The 2295-nt window shown below is 72.2% G+C and carries 3 protein-coding genes; all 3 read right to left on the reverse strand.

Annotated features, from left to right (window positions below):
* A partial coding sequence (locus tag I59_RS07435) for a pyridoxamine 5'-phosphate oxidase family protein (RefSeq protein WP_022903318.1) occupies window positions 1-286 on the reverse strand: 286 nt, incomplete at its 3' end.
* Between the two features lie 289 nt (window positions 287-575).
* Window positions 576-1202, reverse strand: coding sequence for a hypothetical protein (locus tag I59_RS07440; protein ID WP_031273272.1), 627 nt, complete (start codon window positions 1200-1202; stop codon window positions 576-578).
* Between the two features lie 158 nt (window positions 1203-1360).
* Window positions 1361-2295: LLM class flavin-dependent oxidoreductase (locus I59_RS07445; protein WP_022903320.1), on the reverse strand; the 935-nt coding region annotated here is incomplete at its 5' end.

The raw sequence follows: 2295 nt of genomic DNA on the forward strand, positions 1-2295 counted from the left end.
CGATGACCGTCTCGTCCGTCGTCACCGTGGCGGTGCCGGCGATCGACAGGTAACCGCCCTGCGACTCGATCGCGACGTTCACGTGCGGGTTCCGGGCGATGTCCTCGACCTTCTCGCTCCCGTCCTGCACGAGGAACCGCAGGGTCCCGTTGAACGCCTTGTCCTGCACCGCGAGGGGGCGTGCGTGGAGTCCGCCGTCCTCGCTCACGGTCGTCAGCAGTGCCGTACGGGCTCCGTGGACGATGTCCGAGATGGCTGCGCGCTGGTCTGCCTCTGTGTCGGTCATGGTGCTCCTCTCGCGTCGTGCGCCCCGTTGTGCTCGACGTTCGGCCGGCCCTCGGGCGCTGTCCGTTCCGGCCAGTCTGCCCGCCGACGCTGAGCGCGTCCGGCGGACAGGGCTGCGGAGCCGTGCGGGGGCGGTCGCGTGCGGGAGTGTGCGACAACACCGATGTCGTACGACCTCGACGATGTCGCCGCCGCGCGCGCGCAACTGTTGCTCCCGCAAGGAGCGACTTCGCGGACGTCGTACGACAGCAACGATGTCGTTCCGGGTCGCCCCGCCCGCCCGGAGCCCCTCAGGCAGCGGGCTCGCGGATCGTCGTCTCGACGTCGACGACCTGCGGGATGCGCGGCATCGACGCGAAGCCGAACGCGACGGGCGGGTCCAGCGGCGCGATCGACCCGAGGGACTCCCCCGCCCAGGTGCCCCGGACCCCCGTGACGTCGTGCGCCCCGGTCACGCCGTAGTACTCGCGGCGGCCGTTCCCGGCGGACCCGGCGGTTCCGGCCCCGGGTGCGACGAGCCGTGCGACCGGGTCGATCGCGGTCAGCCACCGCCAGTCGCGGGCGATCGGCTTCGGGACGATGCGGAGCACCCGGCCGAGCGGCGAGATGCCGCCGACGTCGATCGAGGCCTGCAGGGGTCCGGCGTCGAGATCGAGCCCGCGGGCGGTGCGTCTGGCACGCAGGTCGACGACGGAGACGGTGTCGAAGCGGTAGGTCCCGGAGACGTACGCCGCGACGAGCTCGTCGGGCGCGAGGAGCACCGAGCTGCCGTCGGCCTGCTCGAGGAACACGTCCGTGAACGGTCCGAAGGGCGATCGCTCCCACATGCCGACGACGATCCGGACGCCGGAGGTGGTGCCGACGCCGAGGATCTTGCCGCGGAAGCGTCGTTCGGTGGACTCGGGGTTCCGGGACATGTCCCGGACGCTACCCGTGCACGCCGAGAGCGGCGTGACGGTGGCGGACCGCGCCTCCAGGCCGGGCCCGGTCGAGACGCGCCGGACGGGCCCGGACGCGACGCGCCGGACGAGCCCGGACCCGACGCGCCGGACGAGCCCGACCCGGGCCACCCCGGTCAGGGAACCGGTACCGGCTCCGCGAGGAGCTCGCGCACCCGCGGCGCGACCTGCGTGCCGTAGAGCTCGATCGACCGCATCATGTCCTCGTGCGGCAGGCGACCGGTCGCGTACCGCATGTCGAAGCGGGAGACCCCGAGGATCCGCATGTTGCGCGCGATCTTCCGCGCCACGGTCTCCGGCGAACCGACGTAGAGCGAGCCTCCGGCGGAGAGCCCGGCCCGGTAACCGGCGACGTCGAGGGGCGGCCAGCCACGCTCGCGACCGAGCTGGTCGGTGACGGCCTTGTGGTACGGCCAGTAGCGCTCGGCGGCCTCCTCGTCGGTGGCGGCGACGAACCCGGGCGAGTGCATGGCGATCGGCTGCTGCGGCAGCTCGAGCTGGGCGAGCGCCTGGCGGTAGAGCCGCGAGAACGGCGCGAACTGTGCGGGCTGCCCGCCGATGATCGCGAGGAAGAGCGGCATGCCGTAGGAGGCGGCGCGGATGACGGACTGCGGCGAGCCACCAACACCGATCCAGGTCGGGATGGGGCCGTGCTCGAGCTTCGGGAAGACGTCCTGCTCCACGAGCGAGGCGCGCTTCGTGCCCGACCAGGTGACCTTGTCGCCGCCGCGCAGGGCGGACCAGAGCTGCAGCTTCTCCTCGAAGAGGACCTCGTAGTCGGAGAGCTCGTAGCCGAAGAGCGGGAACGACTCGGTGAAGGAGCCGCGGCCGAGGATGACCTCGGCGCGACCGTCCGAGATGGCGTCGACGGTGGCGAAGCGCTCGTACACCCGCACCGGGTCGTCGGAGGACAGCACGGTCACCGCGGAGCCGAGCCGGATCGTCGACGTCGAGGCGGCGATCGCAGCGAGGACGACCTCGGGTGCGCTGACGATGAAGTCGGCACGGTGGTGCTCGCCGACGCCGATGAAGTCGATGCCAAGCTGGTCGG

The organism is Curtobacterium sp. B8 (assembly GCF_000333315.1).
Classification (GTDB): Bacteria; Actinomycetota; Actinomycetes; order Actinomycetales; family Microbacteriaceae; genus Curtobacterium; species Curtobacterium luteum.